We start from the raw sequence: 17180 nt of genomic DNA, 5'->3' as shown, positions 1-17180 counted from the left end.
TGATGGGCCGCTTCCATCATTAGCGCGTCGAGGCACACCGCCCTACGCGCCATCCGGAAGGTCACCTCGACGCCATAACCAAGCAGGGCAAACCAGCCCGCAGGACGAGGAGACCTCCGACATGAAACTCAAGCCTGGCCTGAAGCAGCTGCTGACGCTGCTGGCCGCCCTTCCCGCCATTGCCGCCGCCGACACCTATCCGGCCAAGCCCGTCACCCTGGTGGTGGCCTATGCCCCGGGCGGCATGACCGACATCCTGACGCGCCGCATCGCGGCCGATCTGCAGACCCGCCTGGGCAAGCCCTTCGTGGTCGAGAACAAGCCGGGCGCAACTGGCCAGATCGCCACCGAGTACGTGTCGCGGCAGAAGTCGGACGGCTACACCATCCTGGTGGGTGCGACCAGCCACGTGATCAACCCTGCGATGAAGAAGCTGCCCTACAACGCCCGCAAGGACTTCGCTCCCGTAGCGTTGCTGGCCGTCAGCCCCAACTTCCTGCTGGTCAACGCCAACCAAGGGATCAAGACTTTCGCCGACTTCAAGGCCTATGCGCAGAAGCAGGCCTCGGTGCCCTATGGCACGGCCGGCGCCGGCGGCGCGCCGCACATCGTGGGCGAATTGCTGCGCGCGCAGAGCGGCCTGCCGCTGATGCACGTGTCCTACCGCGGCGCGGGTCCGGCCATGACCGACCTGGTGTCGGGCCAGGTGCCCTTCGGCATGGCCGAGTCCGTGACCGCCAACGCTTATCTGCAGTCTGGCAAGATCGTGCCCCTGGCCATCGCCTCGGCGCAGCGCCAACCGCGCTACCCGGACGTACCCACCCTCAACGAGCTGGGCTACAAGGGTTTCGACCTCAGCACCTGGGTGGGCGTCTATGCTCCGGCCGGCACGCCCGCCGACATCGTGCAGACGCTGAACAGCGAAATCCGAAAGTCGGTGATGCAGCCGGCCACGCAGGACTACATCCGCTCCACCGGGTCCGAGCCCGGCGACATGGATCTGGTCCAGTACCAGAAGTTCGTCAGCGACGAGATGGACAAATGGCAGGCCGTCATCAGCCAGGCCGGAGTCAAGGATGAGTGAGGTCCGCATCGGCTCACTGTCGCCGGAGGCCTATTTTGCCGAGGCGCTGCGCGCGGGACGCCTGGAGGTCCAGGTGTGCCGCAGCTGCGGGCTCTCGTTCTTCTTCCCGCGCACGCACTGCACCCACTGCCGCTCGCAGGAATACGCCTGGCGGCCCATGCGCGCCGGCGCCACGCTCTATTCCTATTCCGAGATTCCGGCCACGCCGCAGGCGCCCGCGCGCAACGTGATCCTGGCTGATATGGACGAAGGCTTCCGCATGATGTCCACGCTGCTGGACGAAGGCGAGCCGCGCATCGGCATGCGGTTGACGGCCCGACCCGACCCGCAGCGCGCCCGCGTGGTATTCGGCAAGGAAGCGCCATGACGGACTGGAACAAGAACCTGCGCGGCGCCATCGCCATCACCGGCTGCGCCACCGCCGGCATCGGCGACGCGGGCGGTCTGAACGACCTGGAGATCACCTCGCTGGCCGTGCACGCCGCCGTGCGCGACGCGGGTTTGCGCATGGAGGACATCGACGGCCTGATGAGCGCCAGCCTGTCTTCGTCGATGTGGCTGAACAAACTTTCCGAGTACCTGGGCCTGTACCCGCGCTTCATGGACAGCACCCAGATCGGCGGCGCGTCCTTCGTCGGCCACCTGCTGACCGCCGCGGCGGCGATCCAGGCCGGCCTGTGCCGCAACATCGTGATCGCATACGGCGCCGCCCCGCGCGGCGGCAACGGCGTCTCGGCGACCTCCGGCGCCCGCGCGCGGCTGGACCCGTTTCCCTACGAGGAACCGTTCCAGCCCTTCAACCCTCCGACGAGCTACGCGCTGGCGACGCGCCGCCACATGCATGAATACGGCACCACCCGCGAGCAACTGGCCGAGGTCGCCGTGGCCGCGCGCGCCTGGGCGCGGCTGAACCCGGAAGCCTATAAGCGCGAACCCTTGTCCATCGACGATGTGCTGGGCGCGCGCGTGATCTCCTCGCCGCTGACCGCGCGCGACTGCTGTCTGGTGACCGACGGCGCGGGCGCCATCGTGGTGACGGCGGCGGACCGCGCCGATGCCGCCCGGCCGGTGTATGTGCAAGGCACGGCCATGGCGCACTCGCACCGGCAGATCGCCTGCATGGCGGACCTGACACGCACCGTCGCCGGCCAAAGCGCCGACCTGGCGCGCGAACGCGCCGGCGTGGCGCTGGCCGACATCGACCTGGTGCAGCTCTACGACGCCTTCACCATCAATCCCATCCTGTTCCTGGAAGACATGGGGTTCTGCGCCAAGGGCGAAGGCGGCGCCTTCGTGTCCGGAGGACGCATCGCTCCCGGCGGCGAGCTGCCTGTCAATACCAACGGCGGCGGGCTGTCCTGCGTGCATCCCGGCATGTACAGCATGTTCGGCCTGGTGGAAGCGGTGCGCCAGCTACGCGGCGAATGCGGCGAACGGCAAGTTAAACAGGCGCGCACGGCGCTCGTGCACGGCAATGGCGGGGTGTTGAGCGCCCAGGCCACCACCGTGCTGACCAATTGGATGGACTGAAGGAGATTCGACATGCTGGAAGGAAAAGTAGTGGTCGTCACCGGCGCGGCCAACGGCATCGGCCGCGCCGCGGCGGTGGCGCTGGCCGCGCAGGGCGCGCGGGTGGTGGTCAATGACCTGAATGTATCGCTGGACGGCACCAGCGCCTCGCAGAGCACGGCGGCGCAGGTCGTGGAAGAGATCCGCGCCGCCGGCGGCGAGGCCATCGCCAATGGCGAATCGGTGGCCGAGTACGCCAGCGCGCAGCGCATCATCGAGGCCGCCGCGGACACCTATGGCCGCGTGGACGCGGTGGTGAACAACGCCGGCATCGTGCGCGACAAGATGTTCCACAAGCTCACGCCCGAGGATTTCGACGCCGTGGTCAAGGTGCATCTTTACGGCTGCTTCAACCTCAGCCATGCCGCTGCGCGGCACTTCCGCGAGCAGAGCGGCGGCAGCCTGATCAACATGACCTCCAACTCGGCGGTCATCGGCAACCGCGGCCAGGCCAACTATTGCGCCGCCAAGCTCGGCATCGTCGGCCTGTCCAAGGCCATGGCGCTGGACATGGCGGCCTTCAACGTGCGCTCGAACTGCATCGCCCCGCTGGCCTGGAGCCGCATGACCGAAACCATCCCGGCCAAGACCGAGGAGCAGGCGCGCCACGTCGAGAAGATCCGTCGCATGGGACCCGAAACCATCGCGCCGCTGATCTGCTACCTGGCTTCGGATGCTTCCGCCGAGGTGTCGGGACAGGTGTTCGCGATCCGCCTGAACGAGATCTTCCTGATGAGCCAGTCGCGCCCGGTGCGCTCGGTGCATCGCTCGGACGGCTGGACCACCGAGAGCATCGCCGAACACGGCATGGCCGCGCTGCGCGCCTCCTTCATGCCGCTGGACACCTCCGCCCAGGTATTCGCCTGGGATCCGGTCTGAGGCTCCCATGGCGTTGGACTACCGCAGCCTGAAGGCCCACGCCTTCGCGCCGGAACGCCAGGCCTACGGCGAGGATGACTGCATCCTCTATGCCCTGGGCGTGGGCGCGGGCCTGGCCGCAGACGACCCCGTCGGCGACGAAACCCGGTTCATCTACGAGCAGGGCCTGAGCGCCCTGCCCGCCATGGCCTGCGTGCTGGCCTACCCCGGGTTCTGGATGCGCGATCCGCGCCACGGCCTGGACTGGAGCCGGGTCGTGCACGGCGAACAGCGCATGCGCTTCCCGCGGCGCCTGCCGCCGCACGGCGAGGTCCTGTGCCAGATGGAAGTCGCGCGCATCGCCGACAAGAGTCCGGGCGCCTTCGTCGTGACGCGGCGCACGCTGTGCAACGCGGCCACCGGACAGGAATTCGCCGTCATCGAGCAACTGAACATCTGTCGCGGCGACGGCGGCTACTCGGGCGGCGACGCCGCGCTCAGCGACGCGCTGGCCGCTCCGATCCCCGCGCCTCCCGCGACGCCGCCGGACAGCATCATCGTCCTGCCCACCAGCCGCAACCAGGGCGCGCTGTACCGCCTGAACGCCGACCGCAACCCGCTGCACGTGGATCCGGCCAGCGCCCGGCGGGCGGGCTATGACCGCCCCATCCTGCACGGCGCGGCGCTGCTGGGCATGGTCAACCGCGCCCTGGAAGCCTGCCTGCGGCAGCTGCCCGGCCGGCGGCTGGGCGAGCTGGACCTGCGCTTCATGGCGCCGGTCTATCCCGGCCTGGACGTGGCGGTGTCGCTATGGCGCCAGTCAGATGAAATGGCCCTGGCCTGCCACCAGGCCAGCGCCCTGTGCGCCCAGGGCCGCGCGGCCTGGGCCAAGGAGGAACAATGAAAGACAAGACTTGTGCAAACGTGGAAGAAGCGCTGCGCGGCATCGAATCCGGCGCCGTGATCTTCGTCGGCGGCTTCGGCGGCTCGGGCATTCCCGCGCGTCTGCTGGCCGGCCTGCTGGCCAAGCAAGGCGTGGATAACCTGACCCTGATCAACAACAATGCCGGCGCGGGCGAAGCCAGCTTCCTGGCCCTGGTGGCCTCGGGACGCGTCAGCCGCATCGTGTGCTCCTATCCGCGCATGCCGGGCAATGACGTAATCCGCGAGCGGGCGCAAGCGGGCAGCCTGGCCGTGGAGGTCATGCCCCAAGGCACCTTGGTTGAACGCATCCGTGCGGGCGGAGCGGGCATGGGGCCGTTCTACTCGCCCACGGGCTATGGCACGCCGCTGGCCGAGGGCCGCGAAACCCGCGTATTCGGCGGCCGCGGCTACGTGCTGGAAGAGCCCCTGCGCGCGGACTACGCCTTCATCCGCGCCCATCGGGCCGACCAGTTGGGCAATCTGGTCTACCGCCGCGCCCAGCGCAACTTCGGTCCCGTCATGTGCATGGCGGCCCGCCACACCATTGTCGAAGTCGAAGAGATTCTGCCCTGCGGCGCGCTCGATCCCGACGCCATCGTCACGCCCAGCCTGTTCGTGCACCGCCTGTTGGGGAGTCCGCAATGAAACGACTGTCACGCGAGCAACTGGCCGCCTTGGTGGCCGCCGACCTGCCCGCCGGCGCCGTGGTCAACCTGGGCATAGGCATGCCCACCATGGTCACCGACCGCCTCGACCCCGCGCGCGGCGTGCAGCTGCACAGCGAGAATGGCATCCTCGGCATGCGCCTGCTGCAAGACCACGAGACCGCCGACGGCGATCTCATCAACGCCAGCAAGCAGTCGATCGCCCTCACCGAAGGCGCGGCCATCTTCGATCATGTCTATTCCTTTTCCATCATGCGCGGCGGCCACATCGACATCACGGTGCTGGGTGCGTTTGAGGTCTCCTGCCAGGGCGACCTAGCCAACTGGTCGCTGGGCGTGGACGATCCCATGCCGTCCGTGGGCGGGGCCATGGACCTCGCCGTGGGCGCGCGCAACGTCTGGGTCATGATGGAAGCCTTGACCCGCGAGGGCGCGCCGCGCCTTCGCGGCCGCTGCGCCCTGCCCCTGACCGGCGCGGGCGTGGTCGGACGCGTCTATGCAGACATCGGCATCTTCGACGTGCGCGGCGGGGCCTTTGTGCCGCTCGCCCTGGTGGACGGCCTGGCGCCCTCCGAATTGAACCGCTGGATCGATGCGCCCGTCCGCATCGAGGACACGCCGCGCGTCCTCCATCCCAACTTCTGATTGTTCCCAACCATGATACGCACCGAACATTTTCTCGAAGACGCCGAGGCATGGCTGCGCACCGCGCTGGTCCAGCTGCGCGAGCGGTATCCGGTCACCGCCTCGCACACCCAGGAATGCCGCCAGGCCTGGAACCGCATGCTGTGCGAGGCCGACCTCATCGCGCTCACCTGGCCGCGCGAGTACGGCGGGCGCGAACTCAGCACCGCCACGCTGATCGCCTTCCACGAATTGTGCGCGCGCCTGCATGCGCCGCAGCCCATCAACAGCATCGCGCACGCCATTCTTGCGCCTACCCTGCTGCGCTTTGGCACGCCCGCGCAAAAGACGCAATTCCTGCCCGGCATCCGCGACGGCAGCGAGATCTGGTGCCAGGGCTACTCCGAACCCCAGACCGGTTCCGATCTCTCGTCCGTGCGCACCCGCGCCAAGCCTGAGGTCGCCGGCTGGCGCGTCAGCGGCCGCAAGATCTGGACCACGCAGGCGCATCTGGCCAAGTGGTGCTTCGCGCTGGTGCGCACCGATCCCGATAGCCAGGCCCACCGCGGCCTGAGCTTCATGCTCATCGACATGCAAGCCGAGGGCGTGCGGGTCGAGCCCATACGCCAGATGACGGGCGAGGCCGACTACAACGAAGTGCTGTTCGACGCGACGCCGGTTCCCGAGGGCCGCATTCTGGGAGCACCCGGCGAAGGCTGGCGCATCGCCATGGCTGCCGCCGAGTACGAGCGCGGCATCTATTTCATGCCGCGCGTCGTCCAGCTGGAAGATGAACTGCGGCAACTGACCGAGGCGCTGGCGCAGGCCCCGCTGGACGCAGACGAACGTGCCGTGCAAGCGCGGCGCGTGCGCGACCTGGCGGACCAGTGCCAGGTCATACGTTGGCGCGTGGACCGCGTGCTGCGCCAGGTCGCCGCCGGCGACACGCCCGGCATCGACGGCGCCATGCTCAAGCTGCTGTGGAGCGAAACCCGCCAGCGCATCTGGGAACAGCGCCTGGAGCTGCTGGACGAAGCCGCCATCCTGGGCCCGCAAGCCGCGGCGCCGCATGCCGCCACGGCTTGCGTGCTGCGCGAATTTTTGTGGTCGCGCGCCGAGACCATCGTCGCGGGCACCTCGGAAATCCAACGCAATATCGTGGGCGAACGCCTGCTCGGTCTGCCCAAGGACAGGGGACAACATGCATAGCGAAATCAGGACACTGCTGTCCTCCACCTTCGGCCGCCTGCTGGAACAACAGCATCCCGCCGCCTACGCCCGCCGCGCGCTACCCGCGGACGACGCCGCCCAGCGCGCCCTGTGGAAGGAGCTGGCCGAGGGCGGCTGGCTGGAAGCGGGATCGGAAGCCTTCCAGGCCGAATACGGCCCAGGCACACAGCTCATGGGTGAATGGGCGGGACGCGCGCTGCTCACCCTACCCTATGGTGCGTCGGCATTCCTCGCCAGCGCGCTATTGGAAAAGGCCCCTGCCCTGTCGGAAGTCGTGCTGGACCTGGCGGCACATCCTGCCAGCCTCCGCTGCGACCGTGCCGGCGACGAACAAGGCTGGATAGACGCCTACGGGTCCACGGCCCAGTACCTGCGCCTCACCCGTCAGGACCGGGGTTGGCTGCTGGCGCGTTACGACCCGGCAATGCTCGAATCCGTACAGGGCCTGGATCCCACCACGGCATTGGCCCGCCTGTGCGGACCCGCGGTTGCGCAGGCCGCGCTGCCCTCGACGTTGGCTCTGCCCGCGCTGCAGAATCATCTGGCCTTCCTGCTGGCGCAGCTGGTCGGCACCGCCAGCGCCTCGCTGGACCTGGCCATCGCCTACGCCAAGGAACGCGAACAATTCGGCCGGCCCATCGGGCAATTCCAGGCGATCAAGCACGCCCTGGTCGACGCCTGGACCGGGCTGGACAACAGCCGCTACGCCGTGGAGGCTTTGCTGGCCGCGCGCGGCTCGGCCGATGCCGAGCTGGCCGCATTGGCCGCCCGCCTGGCCGCCGGCGCGGCGCGGCGCGCGGTAAAGCTCTCCATTCAAGTGCACGGCGGCATCGGTTTCTCCTGGGAGCACGACGCTCAGCTTTACCTGAAGCGCGCCTACCGCCTGGCGGTCGAGGTCGAGCGGCTGGCCGCGCTGATGCGGAACTAGGGTGTACGCCCGACGGGGCGCCGATGATGGGCTGTGGGCTACAGGGCCGTTAACATAGCGGCTTTCCACAGCCGCTTCCCTTGCGGGTTCCGGCGCGGCGCATCCCGCCCGCCAGTATCCTCCGGTCCGATGAATCACGTTCCGCACCCGCGCCACACGCCCGGCCGCCTGACATCCTTTTACTGGAGCGGCGACGCCATACGCAGCCGCTGCGTCAGCGGCACGGTGCTGACCGCCACGTTGGACGTGCCCGCGCCGCCCGCGCGCGTGCAGTCGGATTGGGAGCGCGAGATGGCCACCCGCCTGTGCCTGGAGCCCGGGGACGTGGAGCAGATGCCGCTGGCGCGCACGCAGGCGCGCTGGCCCGAATACGGGCTATGCCTGCAGGCAATGCGCGGCTGGACGCGCGATCTGGGATTGCCCGGCGTGCTGGCGAACGCCGACATCGCCCTCATGGCCTGCCGCGGCGCCCGCTACCACCATGACGGCGGCCAATATGGCGGCGCCGCCTTCTGCAATCTGTTCCTGAGCGAAGACCGGGGCCTGGACGTGCATTTCCCGGCCGCCGGCCTGCGCATTCCGCTCCTGCGCGGCACCGCCATGATCTTCGATACCTGCCAGCCGCATGCCGTCATCCCGCGCGACGGCACGGGTTTTCGCGAGGCGGACTTCGCGGCCGGTTTGGAGCTGGCGCAATTGTTCCTGACGTGGGAACTGCCGATCGAGGACCCTCGCATCGCAAGCGCGCTCGGCATCGCCTTCGATGTCGATCCGGCTACCGCCGCGCGGCTGGATGAGGAACAAGTGCGGATGGATGGAGCGCGGGCGGCGATCGATCCGGAATGCGGGCGCTGGCTGGCAGAGGGCTGAAGCAGCAACACAGTCCGCCGCGAATCAAGACCCCGGCAGCGCCGCCCCCATGGCGGCAAACAAACCGCCGCACACCTTGTTGAAACGCCGGCCGGCGCGCTCCAGCCAGGGGCGCACGCGATGCGCCAGTCGCGCCAACACGTACTCGACCAGGAACTCCACCACCACGAAGGTCCCGGCCATGATCGCGAACTGCGTGTACAGGCTGCGCGCAGGATCGATGAACTGCGGCAGGAAGGCGCCGTAGAACAGCAGGGCCTTGGGATTGGAAATGGCCGACAGCAGGCCCTGGCTGAACATGCGCATGCCGCGTATGCGCGGCATGTCAGGGGCCGGCTGCAACTGCACGCCCGGGGCGCGCCAGAGCTGGATGCCGAGCCAGATCAGATAGGCCCCGCCCGCCCACTTCAATACCGTCAGCGCTGGGCCCCAGGCCTTGAGCAAAGCGCTGATGCCCAGCATCGACAAGGCGATGAGCGCGACAAAGCCCACTGCGCCGCCCGCGATGGTGCACAGGGCCTTGCGGTGCCCATGCAGTGCCCCATGAGTCAGCGCGAGCAGCGTGTTCGGTCCGGGAGTTACCGACAGGCCGATGACCGCGACCAGATAGATGAGCCAGCTATGCAGCGCCATGGCGGAGTGCGTGAAAGAAGAGAAAGCGGCCAGTCTAGACCGCGGCGCCAGAGCTGCGCAAATGCGGCCGGAATGGAAGCGGACCGGCAGGCGCCACTCCCCCCTTCCGCGCCGCCTGCTCTGGCGCCCTGCCGCTCAGCGGCGGAACCCTCCACCATGGAATCCGCCGAAGCCGCCGCCCCAGCCTCCCCGGCCGCCCATGCCGCGCCCCTGCCAGCCGCCGCCTTCCGCGCCCCCCATGCCGCGGTCGCGCCAGCCGCCGCCCTGCATTCCGCGGTCCTGCCAACCGCCGCCCTCCATGCCGCCCATGCGGTCGTCGGAATAGTCGCGCGCCTGGCGCTGGCCGTTCAGGTAATTGCCGCCGGACTGCGCGCTGGGCTGCACGGGCTGCCAACCGGAACTGGTGTGCTGCTGCCAGCCGTTGTCGTTGTGCTCGTAGACATTGCCGTTATGGTCTGCGTACACGTTGCCGTTGTTCCACGCCATGCCGCTATTCGTGTTGCGGTCGTACGTGGCACCGCGCCGGTCCACGCTGTTGACGCCGTCGCCCGCCGTGCCGGTCGCCGTGGCCGACGAGATGGTGCTGCGGCCGGTGTTGGCATTGGTGCGCACGTCCTGGCGGCCGGCAGCCCATTGGCCGTCGTCGTTGGCGACCACGCCCGCCCGGCCAGCGCCCGAAGCGCCGGTCGCCGGGTTGGTATAGGCGTCGCGCCGCCCGGCAGCCGCATTGCCGGTGTACTCGTTATAGGCCGCGCCGCGCGTGCCTTCGAAGGCTGCGCCGGTCTGGGGGTTGTAGCCCTCGGCGTGGGTGCCCTGCCATTCGGTGCCGGTCCAGCCGTTCCAGCCGGCCGCGTGCGTGACCACGCCGGAGCCGCCCCAGGCGCCATAGACGTCGACCTGGTTCACGTTGACGCCGCCCCAATAAGGCGCGCCCCAGTATGGCCCCCAATAGGGCGCCGCGCCGCCCCAGGTCTCGCCGGCGACGAAGCCGAAGGCGAAACCGGTCGCGGTGGCGAAGGCCGCGTCGTAGCCATAGCTGGGCGGATAGCCCACCCAGGTGTCCTGCACGATGACCGGCGGATACGCGTAACCCGTGCCATACACCACGGTGCCGTCGGGACTGGCCACCACGCCCATGTAGCCCGGCGTGTAGCCGAACACCACGCTCTGCGGGGTGGATCCGTACACCTGCACGTAGGTGACGTAGTGCAGCGGCGAGCTGACGGGTATGGCGTAGATGATCGCCGGCACATGGTCAGCCACGCGCCACGGCCCCATGGGCGAATCCGATACGAACCAGACAGCGCGCGACAACGCGTAGTAGCGGCCTTCGGCCTGTATCACCGGCACCTGCGAATTGGCGGCGTAATACAGCGCCGTACCCTCGATGGGCCGCAGCGTCGGGGAGCCGCCGGCATATTCCACCTGCAATTTCGCCGCGCTGCGCGACACCGTGGCGGTCTGCGGAATGGTGGAGGCGATCAGCGCCTCCTTGGCCTGCGGCGTGCCCGGCACCGAAGCCAGCACGCCCGACTGCGGATCCTTTGACGGAATCTTGGCGAAATCGCGCGGCAGCTGCTTGCCCGGCACGTAGGACCAGGGGCCGTCCAGGCTGGCGCCCCGGAACCAGCGGCCGGACACCAGCACGTAGTAGCGGTTGTCGCCCGGATTCATGAACAGGGCATGATCGGCATTGGCCACCGACAGCAGCGAAGTCCCTGGCACCGGCCGCATTTCAGGCTGGCCGACGGTCACCAGCAACTCGGCCGGCGCGGTGGACACCGCGATGGCGGGCGCGCGGTGCGGCGCCTTGCCGCCATGCGGCAGCATCGGGTCCGGCTCGGCCTTGCGGCGCGCCGCAACAGCGGCGGCCTGCAGAGCCTCGGGCGGCTGCGGCAGGTCCGTCCACGGCCCGGTGGCGGTGCGCGCTTCGTACCAATGGCCAGCGGCCTGCAGGAAATAGCGGCCCGCGTTGTCCGCCAGCATCAACGCGCGCGTGTTGACGACCCGGCGCCAGCCTGCGGCATCAGGCACCTCGGCCAATACAGGTCCGCCGTCGATCAGCACCAGCACGGTCGGCACCGTGCGGTAGATGATGCGCGGCGGCGCGTTGTCCACCGGGACGGTTTTCGTGGCCGGGTTGTTCTGGGACAGCGTATAGCTCAGTTGCAGTGCATCAAGCCGCGTGACCACGCCCTTGGCCGGCAGGCGCGCTTCAAGCTGGCTGCGCAGCTTGGCGGCGGCTTCCGGCGAGGTGGGCACCTGCACGCGCTCGATCCGGATGTCCGACAGATGCACCAGGCCCGCCGGCTTGTTGACCTCGGCACGGGCGGAAAAGTCTGCCACGCCGTAGGTGGGATTGCCCTTGGCGGCGCCGACCGCCACCGCCATGCGGCCTGTGATGCGGTCGGCAGTCCAGGTATCTATCTGGGGTTGATAGAGCTCCACGCGCGTGCCGTCGGCGGCCTCGAAACTGCGCGGCCATTGCAGCGAACGCGCGGCCTCTTCCTGCGCATCGGATTGGGCGGGCGCCGTTTGCGCCGGGGTCTGTCCCTGGGCTTGCGCCTGCGCCGCGCCGGTTGGCGTCAGGCCCGCGCCGGCAGCCATGCCGGCCACGGCAAGGGCGAGAGCGAGGCGAGAAAGGCGCCCGGGCGGGTTCGCGGGCGCTGACGATGTTGTCGGGAAAACATGCACGCGCCACAGTCGGGTCAGGCTACACATCTCGCGCTCCTCGTTGAGGGCCGCGGCCGCCAGTCGGGCCCCCGGCCACTCTGATTTCCCGCAGCGCCGCCGCTACGGGCCAAGCCTCGACCGGCCTGCCTGCAAGGCGTCCTGCAAGGGCCGGCTTCTGAATAAGCAACAGAACGTTAACACCGCTGAAAAGCTATTGCCCGCTTTTATCAGACCTTCTATAAAACATCTCATCAGGGCTGCTGCTTATGCCCGATTGCCTTTCCGCTGCAATCCAACTAGAAGCGCGGCGCAACGCCCGCCAGACGCCCGCGCTACGGCGTGTCGCGCCCACGCCCGGCCCTCTGTCCGCGGCGCTTCGGCCGTCCCGCGAAGACTCTCCTGCTGCAGGTTCACGCCATCAAGTCGCCGTGGAAAGGAGCAGTTCATGGTCCCTGCCCTGACTCATCCCGGGGTGTATGTCCAGGAAATTCCCGCAGGCGTGCGCACCATTGCCGGCGCGCCGACCTCGGTTGCCGCGTTCCTGGGCACGGCCATGCGCGGACCGCTCAACCATCCCGTCCACATCCAGGATTTCGCCGACTACGAACGCGAGTTCGGCGGGCTGGCCGAGGGCTGCGAACTCGGCTACGCGGTGCTTCAATTCTTCCTGAACGGCGGCGCTCAAGCCTGGGTCGTGCGCGTGGCGCAGCCTGCGCAGAACGATCCGCTGGAGGCGCATGCCGCTTTCATCGGCCAGCGCGCGCAGCGCCGGGGCCTCTACGCGCTGGACGATGCCCATGCCTTCAACCTGCTATGCCTGCCCGGCATCACGCACAGCATCGTGCTGGCCGATGCCGTGTCCTACTGCAAAGAGCTGCACGCCTTCATGATCATCGATGCGCCGCCTGCGGCGGCCGATGCGGCCTCCATGGCGGCCGCAGTCATGGGTGCGGCGCTACCCAGGTCCGATCATGCCGCGCTGTATTTCCCTTGGACCCGCGCGGCCGACCCGCTGAAGAATGGCCTGCCGCGCCTGACCGCGCCTTGCGGCACGATCGCGGGCCTGTATGCGCGCACCGACGCCGACCTCGGCGTCTGGAAAGCGCCAGCCGGCATCGACGCGGGCCTCGCTGGCGTCCTGTCCCTGGCCGCGGCGGTCAGCGACGACGAGAGCCGCAACCTGAATACCCTGGGCGTCAATTGCCTGCGCACCTTTGCCGGACGCGGCGCGGTCTGCTGGGGCGCGCGGACCCTGCAAGGCACGGACCACTTCGCCTCGGAATACAAGTACGTGCCGGTGCGCCGCCTGGCGCTGCACCTGGAACAATCGCTCTTGCGCGGAACGCAGTGGGCCGCGTTCGAGCCCAACGACGAGCCGCTTTGGGCGCAGATCAGGCTGAACGTCAGCTCCTTCATGAATGCACTGTTCCGCCAGGGCGCCTTCCAGGGCGGCACGCCCCGCGATGCCTATCTGGTCAAGTGCGATGGCGAGACCACCACGCAACAGGACAGGGATCGCGGCATGGTCAACATCCTGGTGGGATTCGCTCCGCTCAGGCCGGCCGAGTTCGTGGTCATCCGGGTCCAGCAACGCGCCGGGCAAACGGAAGGAAGTCCCCCATGAACGCACCCACGGAACCGCGCATCCTCGCGTTTTGGGACACCGGCGTCCAACATGACCCGCGCGCTCGGGCGCAGGCCTTCGAGGCTGCCGAGGAACTGGCGCGCGATACGGGGCTGGCGCTGCATCGCATCGACCTGTCCAGGATCGTCAGCAAATACATCGCCGAAACCGAGGAAAACCTGAGCCGCCTGTTCGAGTCGGTCGAGCAGCGCGGCGCGGTCCTGTACTTCGACGAAGCCGACGCTCTCTTCGGAAAGCGCGCGAACGTCAAGGACAGCCATGACCGCTACGCCAATATCGAGGTCAGCTACCTGTTGCAACCCATGCAGTCCTACCGCGGCCTGGCGTCGCGGGCCGCCAGCCTGAAGTCCAACCTGGACAGCGCATTCCTGAGGCGGCTGCGCTTCGTGGTCCAGTTTCCGGCGCCCGCGCCGGATCAGCGCGCGCGCCGCTGGAGCCGCGCGCTCTTTACCGCCGACACCGGCGCCGAAGTCACCATGGCGCGCCTGCTGCAAGCCGTCCGCGCCGATGCAAGCCAACACGCCCGGCCCCTGCCTGGCCTCAAGACGAGAGAACATCCATGAAACCCGTGATCAACGAATACGTACGCGAACTCAGCCACCCCGGTTACAACGCGGCCCAACGCAATGCCTTCGTCGCCGCCATGGTGAGCAAACGGCTGATGCGGCGCACGGAGCAACAGCCCGCAGCGGACGAGGCCGCCCCCGCGCTGGCCAGCTCATTGAACAACAGCGCCGGCGCCGCTGACGCGCGCGCCGGCAACGACCCGACTTGAGCGCCGCGCCGCCGCAGAATGGCGCTGCGTGCGATGCGGGCGCGGCGCGCGCAGGAAAACCTGGCCGGCCGCCACGGTATCATCAGGCCTGTTGCGCCGGCTTGCCGCTTTCCCGCGGCAAGCCGGCCATGCCACTCCCGCCCACATTCTGCATGACGCGATGACCCCCTATATCTCGGCCGGCATACTGCTTCTAGGCGCTCTCGCCGCCATCGCTTACCGCCGCAGGCGGCAACACACAATGGGCACTGCCGGCCAGCGCCTGGGCAGCGATCTGGTCGCGGGCGGCGCACTCTACGGCGTGGCCGCGCCGCCCATCGGCGGCGCAGGCGTCATCATCGCGCTGACGGCCGTGACCCGGGATCCCGAGAACCTGCTCATGCTGGTCTACGCCCTGCCCTGGTTTTACATTTTCGGCTTCGTGCCCGCCCTGCTGTGCGGCATCGTGGCCGGCGCGTTGCGGCCGGCGCATCCGTCCTGGCGCGCCTATGCCGCGATGGCGCTGGTCGGCGCCGTCTATGGCTTCGTTTTCCTGACGGGTTTTATCTCCCAGGGCAGGCCCTGGCTGGAAGAGCTGGGCTTCCCCCTGACCGTCGGCGCGGCGCCCGGCGCGCTCAGCGCGTTCCTGTGCGCGCGCCTGCTGTATGGCAAGCCTGGTCGCCGCGGCGAGCCGGGCGCAAAGACGCCGCAAACGGCTTGAAGCCGCAACTGCCTGGAGCGGCCGCCAGCCTCACGGCTTGCGTCCGCTGACGCGCCCTGGCGGCTCGGCGTGCAGGTCGCGCGCAGCGCCGCCGCCGAACGCCGTCAAGGCGCGAGGCGTGGGTGGCGACGTGGAGATTTGCCTGGCCGTTTCCAGCATCATCGGAACGAAGCGCGACACCGCGCGCTTGACCGTCCACTTGGCCGCCGACACGGACAGCTGCAGGCCCGCCACCACACGCTGGTTCAGGTCGTAGACCGGCACCGCCAGCGCCAGATCCCCGCGGTAGTACTCCTCTTTGCAGCAGGCGTAGCCCTGCTCGCGCGACAGGCGGATCTGCGCCATCAGTTCATCCAGGCCGGTCAGCGTGTTGGCCGTGTACTTCACGCGCTCGCTGGCCTCCAGGGCCTCGCAAGCTTGCTCGTCGCTCATGCCGGCGAGGTACACGCGCCCGGTGGAGGAGCAGTACATCGGGATGCGCCGGCCCACGGGCATGTGCACCAGTAACCGCAAGGGGCTGGGAAAGCGGCCGATGTAGATCATGTCCTGCCCGGCCGGCTCCGCCAGGTTCACGGTTTCGCCGGCATTGCGATTGAGTTCCAGCAGGAAGGGATTGGCGCGGTCCAGCAGCGGATGCGATTCCAGGTAGCGGCAACCTGCGTCCAGCGTGCGGGACGACAGCGAATAGCGCTTGCTGACAGGGTCCTTGTTGAGCAGCCCCAGCGCTTCCAGCGTGAACGCGAAGCGCTGCGCCGCGCTGCGGGTGATGCCCGCTGCGGCGGCAATGTCCGGCAGGCTCATGGAGGTGTGTTCGGCATCGAAGGCATCGAGCACGGCGATGCCCGTGGCCAGCGATTGGACGTACAGCGTGGAGGTTTCCGGATTCATGGCTGGGCTGGGCGGCGCAGGCCGCCCAGTCTATTAGTGTTCGATACGCAGAGATTGCATTCCAATTCAAATGAATGCAAGAAAAAGCCGCGGTTCTTTTGATGCATTCTACCTTTTCGCATCAGGTAATCTCGGGAAAACCCTTAAATAAAAAGCGCTTAGCTAAAACCGGAGTTGATTGACAGGCTTTCCTTGGCCGGATTATAAAATCTACATGCGATAGAAGCTTATCGCTATTCGATACGATAATGCGCACCTGACAAGGACGAAATCGGACGTCCGGTACACCGTGCAGGCGCGCGATTCCAGCTTCCAAGGGGATTCCGATGCTGCACAAAGTGTTGAAAACGTTGTTGGCGACGGCGCTGTGCGCCGCCGCCCTGTCGGGCGCGCACGCCCAGACCGTCAAGGTAGGCGCCACGCCGACCGCGGTGCCGTTCAACTTCCTGGATCCGAAGACCAATACCCTGCAAGGCGTGATGATCGACATCGCCCACGCAGTGGGCAAGCAGGCCGGCTTCACTGCGGAAGTCATGCCCATCCCGTTCGCCTCGCTGGTGCCGGCCCTGCAGACCAACAAGATCGACATCATCGCCTCGGCCTTCGCCAAGACGCCGCAGCGCGCCGAAGTGGTCGATTTCACGCAGTTGGTGGTGGAGTACGGCGAGGCCCTGATCGTGCCGGAGAAGGACAAGACCGATTACAAGAGCATTGCCGACCTGAAGGGCAAGACCGTCGGCGTGCAGATCGGCACGCTCTACGTCGAGCCGTTGAAGGCCGCGCCCGGCCTCAAGGAAATCAAGATGTACGAAACCATGTCCGACCTGGTGCGCGACGTGGCGCTCGGACGCCTGGACGCGGCCTTCGGCGACGGACCGGTGATTTCCTACCAGGTCCGCACCCAGGGCGTGCGCAACGTGCGCTACGTCGAAAGCTATCAGCCTGCCATGCCCACCAACATCGCGCTTGCCGTGCGCAAGGGAGACGCCGAACGCGTCAAGCAGCTCAACGCGGCCATCGATGTGCTGCGCCAGGACGGCACCCTTGCCGCCATCATGAAGAAGTGGGGCGTCGCGCCCTGATCCCGAGCGCCGCGGCCCGATCCGCCGCGGCG

18 protein-coding genes are annotated in these 17180 nt (G+C 68.1%); 15 read left to right on the top strand and 3 right to left on the bottom strand.

Annotation, left to right across the window (positions count from 1 at the left end; genetic code table 11):
• Window positions 1-121 precede the first annotated feature (121 nt).
• From IB268_RS06075 to IB268_RS06030, 10 genes are all read left to right on the top strand, one after another.
• Window positions 122-1084 carry a tripartite tricarboxylate transporter substrate binding protein gene (locus tag IB268_RS06075; RefSeq protein ID WP_192353980.1) on the top strand — a complete coding sequence of 321 codons (963 nt, stop codon included), beginning with the start codon at window positions 122-124 and terminating at the stop codon, window positions 1082-1084.
• A complete protein-coding gene (locus IB268_RS06070) occupies window positions 1077-1451 on the top strand; it encodes a Zn-ribbon domain-containing OB-fold protein (protein WP_013396006.1) in 375 nt (124 codons plus the stop codon). The genes IB268_RS06075 and IB268_RS06070 overlap by 8 nt, the downstream gene beginning before the upstream one ends.
• The gene (locus tag IB268_RS06065) at window positions 1448-2614 is read left to right on the top strand and encodes an acetyl-CoA acetyltransferase (protein ID WP_192353979.1); all 1167 of its coding nucleotides are present in this window, start codon (window positions 1448-1450) and stop codon (window positions 2612-2614) included. The genes IB268_RS06070 and IB268_RS06065 overlap by 4 nt, the downstream gene beginning before the upstream one ends.
• Window positions 2615-2626: 12 nt before the next feature.
• Window positions 2627-3532, top strand: a complete 906-nt coding sequence (locus IB268_RS06060) for an SDR family NAD(P)-dependent oxidoreductase (protein WP_192353978.1) — start codon at window positions 2627-2629, stop codon at window positions 3530-3532.
• Between the two features lie 7 nt (window positions 3533-3539).
• Window positions 3540-4415 carry a MaoC/PaaZ C-terminal domain-containing protein gene (locus tag IB268_RS06055; protein ID WP_192353977.1) on the top strand — a complete coding sequence of 292 codons (876 nt, stop codon included), beginning with the start codon at window positions 3540-3542 and terminating at the stop codon, window positions 4413-4415.
• Window positions 4412-5080 (top strand): 3-oxoacid CoA-transferase subunit A, encoded by a 669-nt coding sequence (locus IB268_RS06050; protein ID WP_192353976.1) that lies wholly within the window; start codon window positions 4412-4414, stop codon window positions 5078-5080. The genes IB268_RS06055 and IB268_RS06050 overlap by 4 nt, the downstream gene beginning before the upstream one ends.
• Window positions 5077-5745 carry a CoA-transferase gene (locus IB268_RS06045; RefSeq protein WP_192329246.1) on the top strand — a complete coding sequence of 223 codons (669 nt, stop codon included), beginning with the start codon at window positions 5077-5079 and terminating at the stop codon, window positions 5743-5745. The genes IB268_RS06050 and IB268_RS06045 overlap by 4 nt, the downstream gene beginning before the upstream one ends.
• A 12-nt stretch (window positions 5746-5757) precedes the next feature.
• Complete coding sequence (locus tag IB268_RS06040) at window positions 5758-6933, top strand: acyl-CoA dehydrogenase family protein (RefSeq protein ID WP_192353975.1); 1176 nt, start codon at window positions 5758-5760, stop codon at window positions 6931-6933.
• Window positions 6926-7882 carry an acyl-CoA dehydrogenase family protein gene (locus IB268_RS06035; protein WP_192353974.1) on the top strand — a complete coding sequence of 319 codons (957 nt, stop codon included), beginning with the start codon at window positions 6926-6928 and terminating at the stop codon, window positions 7880-7882. Before IB268_RS06040 ends, IB268_RS06035 begins: the two co-directional genes overlap by 8 nt.
• A gap of 129 nt (window positions 7883-8011) precedes the next feature.
• Window positions 8012-8752, top strand: coding sequence for a hypothetical protein (locus IB268_RS06030; RefSeq protein WP_192353973.1), 741 nt, complete (start codon window positions 8012-8014; stop codon window positions 8750-8752).
• Window positions 8753-8776: 24 nt separating this feature from the next.
• Here IB268_RS06030 and IB268_RS06025 read toward each other — a convergent pair whose 3' ends face one another.
• A complete protein-coding gene (locus tag IB268_RS06025) occupies window positions 8777-9385 on the bottom strand; it encodes a LysE family translocator (RefSeq protein WP_119449475.1) in 609 nt (202 codons plus the stop codon).
• Between the two features lie 135 nt (window positions 9386-9520).
• Window positions 9521-11992 carry a carbohydrate-binding family V/XII gene (locus IB268_RS06020; RefSeq protein WP_225591300.1) on the bottom strand — a complete coding sequence of 824 codons (2472 nt, stop codon included), beginning with the start codon at window positions 11990-11992 and terminating at the stop codon, window positions 9521-9523.
• 511 nt (window positions 11993-12503) lie between these two features.
• Here IB268_RS06020 and IB268_RS06015 point away from each other — a divergent pair.
• From IB268_RS06015 to IB268_RS06000, 4 genes are all read left to right on the top strand, one after another.
• Window positions 12504-13682: a phage tail sheath subtilisin-like domain-containing protein gene (locus IB268_RS06015; protein WP_192353971.1), complete on the top strand. Its 1179-nt coding sequence runs from the start codon at window positions 12504-12506 to the stop codon at window positions 13680-13682.
• On the top strand, window positions 13679-14266 hold the full coding sequence (locus tag IB268_RS06010; protein WP_054451764.1) for an ATP-binding protein: 588 nt from the start codon (window positions 13679-13681) through the stop codon (window positions 14264-14266). Before IB268_RS06015 ends, IB268_RS06010 begins: the two co-directional genes overlap by 4 nt.
• A complete protein-coding gene (locus tag IB268_RS06005; protein ID WP_175180692.1) occupies window positions 14263-14478 on the top strand; it encodes a hypothetical protein in 216 nt (71 codons plus the stop codon). Before IB268_RS06010 ends, IB268_RS06005 begins: the two co-directional genes overlap by 4 nt.
• Before the next feature lie 241 nt (window positions 14479-14719).
• Window positions 14720-15178 carry a hypothetical protein gene (locus IB268_RS06000; RefSeq protein WP_225591299.1) on the top strand — a complete coding sequence of 153 codons (459 nt, stop codon included), beginning with the start codon at window positions 14720-14722 and terminating at the stop codon, window positions 15176-15178.
• A gap of 30 nt (window positions 15179-15208) precedes the next feature.
• On the opposite strand, the gene IB268_RS05995 is transcribed toward IB268_RS06000, so the two are convergent.
• Window positions 15209-16066 (bottom strand): IclR family transcriptional regulator, encoded by an 858-nt coding sequence (locus IB268_RS05995; RefSeq protein WP_054451768.1) that lies wholly within the window; start codon window positions 16064-16066, stop codon window positions 15209-15211.
• 326 nt (window positions 16067-16392) lie between these two features.
• Between IB268_RS05995 and IB268_RS05990 the strand changes: the two genes are divergently transcribed.
• Entirely contained in the window at window positions 16393-17148 is a 756-nt protein-coding gene (locus IB268_RS05990; protein ID WP_125471231.1) for an ABC transporter substrate-binding protein, read from the top strand.
• Window positions 17149-17180: the final 32 nt, after the last annotated feature.

The organism is Achromobacter sp. ACM01, assembly GCF_014851745.1.
Taxonomy (GTDB): domain Bacteria; phylum Pseudomonadota; class Gammaproteobacteria; order Burkholderiales; family Burkholderiaceae_B; genus Achromobacter; species Achromobacter aegrifaciens.
Note: the sequence above shows the minus strand (reverse complement) of the source record. Positions and strands in the feature narration are given on the sequence as shown.

Excerpts from the sequence above, each read along its gene's own strand:
- IB268_RS06020 (WP_225591300.1), bottom strand. The coding sequence starts at position 11,992 with ATGGCTGCCGGCGCGGGCCTGACGCCAACCGGCGCGGCGCAGGCGCAA.
- IB268_RS06000 (WP_225591299.1), top strand. The coding sequence starts at position 14,720 with ATGGGCACTGCCGGCCAGCGCCTGGGCAGCGATCTGGTCGCGGGCGGC.
- IB268_RS06065 (WP_192353979.1), top strand. The coding sequence starts at position 1,448 with ATGACGGACTGGAACAAGAACCTGCGCGGCGCCATCGCCATCACCGGC.
- IB268_RS06010 (WP_054451764.1), top strand. The coding sequence starts at position 13,679 with ATGAACGCACCCACGGAACCGCGCATCCTCGCGTTTTGGGACACCGGC.
- IB268_RS06040 (WP_192353975.1), top strand. The coding sequence starts at position 5,758 with ATGATACGCACCGAACATTTTCTCGAAGACGCCGAGGCATGGCTGCGC.
- IB268_RS06050 (WP_192353976.1), top strand. The coding sequence starts at position 4,412 with ATGAAAGACAAGACTTGTGCAAACGTGGAAGAAGCGCTGCGCGGCATC.
- IB268_RS05995 (WP_054451768.1), bottom strand. The coding sequence starts at position 16,066 with ATGAATCCGGAAACCTCCACGCTGTACGTCCAATCGCTGGCCACGGGC.
- IB268_RS05990 (WP_125471231.1), top strand. The coding sequence starts at position 16,393 with ATGCTGCACAAAGTGTTGAAAACGTTGTTGGCGACGGCGCTGTGCGCC.
- IB268_RS06075 (WP_192353980.1), top strand. The coding sequence starts at position 122 with ATGAAACTCAAGCCTGGCCTGAAGCAGCTGCTGACGCTGCTGGCCGCC.
- IB268_RS06005 (WP_175180692.1), top strand. The coding sequence starts at position 14,263 with ATGAAACCCGTGATCAACGAATACGTACGCGAACTCAGCCACCCCGGT.
- IB268_RS06035 (WP_192353974.1), top strand. The coding sequence starts at position 6,926 with ATGCATAGCGAAATCAGGACACTGCTGTCCTCCACCTTCGGCCGCCTG.
- IB268_RS06015 (WP_192353971.1), top strand. The coding sequence starts at position 12,504 with ATGGTCCCTGCCCTGACTCATCCCGGGGTGTATGTCCAGGAAATTCCC.
- IB268_RS06060 (WP_192353978.1), top strand. The coding sequence starts at position 2,627 with ATGCTGGAAGGAAAAGTAGTGGTCGTCACCGGCGCGGCCAACGGCATC.
- IB268_RS06025 (WP_119449475.1), bottom strand. The coding sequence starts at position 9,385 with ATGGCGCTGCATAGCTGGCTCATCTATCTGGTCGCGGTCATCGGCCTG.
- IB268_RS06030 (WP_192353973.1), top strand. The coding sequence starts at position 8,012 with ATGAATCACGTTCCGCACCCGCGCCACACGCCCGGCCGCCTGACATCC.
- IB268_RS06045 (WP_192329246.1), top strand. The coding sequence starts at position 5,077 with ATGAAACGACTGTCACGCGAGCAACTGGCCGCCTTGGTGGCCGCCGAC.
- IB268_RS06070 (WP_013396006.1), top strand. The coding sequence starts at position 1,077 with ATGAGTGAGGTCCGCATCGGCTCACTGTCGCCGGAGGCCTATTTTGCC.
- IB268_RS06055 (WP_192353977.1), top strand. The coding sequence starts at position 3,540 with ATGGCGTTGGACTACCGCAGCCTGAAGGCCCACGCCTTCGCGCCGGAA.